The organism is Planktothrix sp. FACHB-1355 (assembly GCF_014748295.1).
GTDB classification, from domain to species: domain Bacteria; phylum Cyanobacteriota; class Cyanobacteriia; order Cyanobacteriales; family Aerosakkonemataceae; genus Aerosakkonema; species Aerosakkonema funiforme_A.
Genome location: NZ_JACJUP010000648.1, coordinates 1 through 3,944 on the forward strand (window position 1 = coordinate 1; position 3,944 = coordinate 3,944).

At 46.9% G+C, this 3,944-nt stretch carries 4 protein-coding genes; 2 read left to right on the forward strand and 2 right to left on the reverse strand.

The window, feature by feature from the left end:
- Both H6S82_RS22355 and H6S82_RS22360 read left to right on the forward strand, forming a co-directional pair.
- Window positions 1-643, forward strand: a 643-nt coding sequence (locus tag H6S82_RS22355) for an aldo/keto reductase (protein ID WP_191056723.1), incomplete at its 5' end; no start/stop codon positions are given.
- 91 nt (window positions 644-734) lie between these two features.
- Window positions 735-1,883, forward strand: a complete 1,149-nt coding sequence (locus H6S82_RS22360; RefSeq protein ID WP_190461589.1) for an alanine--glyoxylate aminotransferase family protein — start codon at window positions 735-737, stop codon at window positions 1,881-1,883.
- A gap of 71 nt (window positions 1,884-1,954) precedes the next feature.
- Here the strand turns inward: H6S82_RS22360 and glgA are convergent, their stop codons facing one another.
- On the reverse strand, window positions 1,955-3,430 hold the full coding sequence (gene glgA / locus H6S82_RS22365) for a glycogen synthase GlgA (RefSeq protein ID WP_190461591.1): 1,476 nt from the start codon (window positions 3,428-3,430) through the stop codon (window positions 1,955-1,957).
- A 169-nt stretch (window positions 3,431-3,599) separates the two neighbouring features.
- Window positions 3,600-3,944: nuclear transport factor 2 family protein (locus H6S82_RS22370; RefSeq protein WP_191056724.1), on the reverse strand; the 345-nt coding region annotated here is incomplete at its 5' end.

Genomic DNA, 3,944 nt, shown 5'->3' on the forward strand with positions numbered 1-3,944 from the left:
GGGAAAAAATGTAGATTTGGTGCAAATGCACTGGTCTACTGCTAACTATGCTCCTTGGCAGGAATGGCGGCTTTTGGATGGTCTTGCCGACCTTTACGAACAAGGACTGGTAAAGGGAGTGGGGTTATCAAATTACGGCTCGAAACGCCTCAAACAAGTGCATCAAAAATTTGTCGATCGAGGCGTTCCCATTGCCACTCTGCAAGTTCAATATTCACTGCTATCTACCTATCCCGTCACCGAATTGGCAATTAAAGAAGTATGCGATGAATTGGGAATAAAACTGATTGCTTACAGTCCTCTGGCATTAGGTCTGCTGACAGGTAAATACTCGGAAAAAGGGCCGTTTCCCAAAGGCATCCGAGGTCTGCTGTTTAGGCAATTATTGCCAGGAATTCGATCGCTTACTACCTGTTTGGCAGAGGTAGCGCGATCGAGAAACAAAACAATGTCCCAGGTGGCAATCAACTGGTGCATCTGTAAAGGAACTATTCCCATCCCAGGCGCGAAGACTGTGGAACAGGCAAAGGAGAATATTGGCGCTTTGGGTTGGCAACTAGACTCTGGGGAGATTGCAGAACTGGATAAAGCTGCTGCAAGTGCAGATAAAAAAATGGTGCAAAACATTTTCCAAACGAAGTAAATGCTCTGGTTAGTGGCGTAATCTAGTTAAAAGCCCTACTCCTGAGTGGGCTAGCTTTTCCGATCGAAAAATTGCCAATCCTTATAACATAATGACTCTCACAGTTTCAATTAACAACGATCGACGACTGCAACTCGCTCCCTTGCAAATACCTACTCGCCTGTTGCTTGGCCCTGGCCCCTCCAACGCCCATCCCGCCGTCCTCCAAGCGATGAATACACCGCCGGTGGGACACCTCGACCCAGCATTTCTGGCGTTGATGGATGAAATACAAACCTTGCTGCGCTATGTTTGGCAAACGGAAAATTCCCATACCATCGCAGTTAGCGGTACGGGGACGGCGGCAATGGAAGCAACGATCGCCAATTCCGTCGAACCAGGCGATGTCGTTCTGGTTGGTGTAATGGGCTATTTCGGTAATCGCTTGGTTGACATGGCGGGACGCTACGGTGCGGATGTGCGAAGCATTAGCAAACCTTGGGGAGAAGTGTTTTCCCTCGACGAACTCCGTACTGCGATGGCAACCCACCGTCCGGCAATCCTGGCTTTAGTCCATGCTGAAACATCCACAGGAGCGCGTCAACCTTTGGAAGGCGTCGGCGACTTATGTCGCGAATTTAACTGTCTGCTACTCGTGGATACCGTAACCAGTCTGGGTGGCGTTCCCATATTTTTGGATGAGTGGGGAGTTGACCTAGCTTATAGTTGCAGTCAGAAAGGCTTGGGTTGTCCTCCCGGCGCTTCGCCGTTTACCATGAGTCCCCGTGCGGCAGAAAAATTGCAGCAACGTCGCCATAAAGTAGCTAATTGGTATTTGGATATGACCTTGTTAAGCAAGTATTGGGGAAGCGATCGCATCTATCACCACACAGCCCCCATCAACTTATACTATGCTCTCCGGGAAGCGCTGCGTTTAATAGCAGAAGAAGGATTGGAAAACTGTTGGCAACGCCATCAAAAAAATGCCGAATACCTTTGGCAGGGACTAGAAGATTTAGAATTAACTCTCCACGTTCCGCGAGAATTTCGTTTGCCAACTCTGACAACTGTTCGCATTCCTGAAGGCGTGGATGGCAAAGCAATATCGCGCCAATTACTAAGTGAATACAACATTGAAATCGGCGGCGGACTTGGCGAACTGGCGGGTAAAGTTTGGCGTGTCGGTTTGATGGGTTTCAACAGTCGTCCGGAAAGTGTCGATCGACTCTTAGAAGTATTGCGTCAAGTATTACCCAAGTAGTGGGGGAGTGGGAGAGTCAAAAGTCAAAATTCAAGATTCCTCCCTCTCCCTCTTCCCTTTTCCCTAGCCTCTCATTTGTGTCGGATATAATCGTAAATTCCAACATACTGAGCGCCGGGATGGTTCCACGAGTAGTCGTATTCCATACCCTGAATCACCAGTTTGCGGAATTCTTTAGGTTTTTTGTACCACAGATCGATTGCGCGATCGAGCGCTGATTCTAAGGCTTGATTATCTGTTTGGTAGAACACATAGCCATTGCGTTCTTCTGGCGGTTTGTTTTGGTCGTAGTCGCGATCGAACACGGTATTCACAAGACCGCCAACTCCGCGCACGATCGGCACAGTACCGTATTTCAACCCAATCATCTGCGTTAATCCGCAGGGTTCGTAATTGCTGGGGACGACAATCATATCCGCACCTGCATAGATTAAATGGGCTAACTCTTCGTTGAACCCGATTTCTATGTGACAATCTGGACTATTATTCAGGTGCTGTTTTTCATGCCAGAAATGGTCGTTAATCCCAGGTTCTGTAGCGGAACCCAACAACACAAATTGCGCCCCTCGATTTTGAGCGTAATAAATGGCGTGATGCACGAGATGAACGCCTTTTTGATCGTCTAAACGACCGATGTAGCAAACGATCGGCTTCTGGGAATGACCCAGCCAAAGTCGCTCTCGTAGCGCTTTTTTGTTCTTGAGTTTTTCTTCCAGATTATCCTGAGAGTAGTGATAGGGAATGTAGCGATCGACTTCCGGATTCCAAACATTATAGTCAATCCCATTGAGAATCCCGCCAAATTTGTGCTGGTGTTTGTGCAAGGTGTGTCCCAACCCACAGCCAACTTCCGTGAAACGCGCTTCCCAGGCATGATGGGGCGAAACCGTGTTGATATAGTTGGAGTAGACTATACCCCCTTTCATCAAGTTGATCGCCGTTGCGTTTTGGTCATCGCCCAGGCGATCGATATCGTAGTAGTATTCTTGTCGATACAGACCGGCCACCTCAAGTAAGTTAGCACCCGCAATCCCTTGGTGTTTGAAGTTGTGGATCGTATAGCATACCCGCTGATTCTCTAGTCCGTGATATTGATATATCTCGTACAGCATCACAGGAACTAAGCCTGTTTGCCAGTCGTGGCAATGGATAACATCGGGACACTTATTAGTTTTCAGTAGAAACTCTAAAGCGGCTTTACTGAAAAACGCAAAGCGCATATGATCGTCCAGACAACCGTAGTAACAGCCCCGATTAAAAAAGTCATCGCTGGAGTGGGGTTCGATAAAGAAACACAGCTGTCCGTGTACCCAGCCGCAATCCACAGAACAGTTAATTGCACCGCCATCCCAGGGCACTTCCAAGTCGCGATATGCGTTGTGCATTCCCCAAATATGGTCATAGCGCATACAATCGTACTTTGGCAGAATAATTTCTACCCCATGACCCCGAATTCCTAACTCTCTGCTAAGCCCGTAAACAACATCGCCCAAACCTCCGGCTTTGATGACGGGAGCGCATTCAGAGGCAATTTGTACGATGTACATCTTTAGTCCTCACCTATACGAATCTTCACCTTTACAAAAGATAATATTTTCTGGCAAGCAAGTAACCTAGCCAGAGATACCAAATTTGTTCGGGAAAACCTATTGACAAAATTACCTTTATAGACTTTGTTTCGGCTATTAGACAGTGGGGATTGGGAAATTGCAAATTTTAAATTTTCGAGATGGTATTAGCACTGTAGTGAACGATCGCTTTTGCAATCTTGCCTTGAGAATTCAAGACCATTACTTCTGCTGCGAGCATTTCTTTAACGCTGCGATAGTAAACAGTTAAGCTTTCCACACCCGTCAATATTTGCCATAACTCAAACTTAAGCTCTGGATAAGTATCAAGCCCTTTTGCAAAATAAGACCTGAGCGCTTCTTTCCCTTTAATACTGCCAGAAGCATCACCCAACAATTTAATCGCGAATGGGGATATAAATTCTATTTCTTCGGCATAGTGGGACATAATAGCATCTAAATCGTGGCGGTTCCAACTTTCGATCCACGCTTG

Coding starts and splice junctions, on each gene's coding strand:
- H6S82_RS22360 (WP_190461589.1), top strand. CDS start 735: ATGACTCTCACAGTTTCAATTAACAACGATCGACGACTGCAACTCGCT.
- glgA (WP_190461591.1), bottom strand. CDS start 3,430: ATGTACATCGTACAAATTGCCTCTGAATGCGCTCCCGTCATCAAAGCC.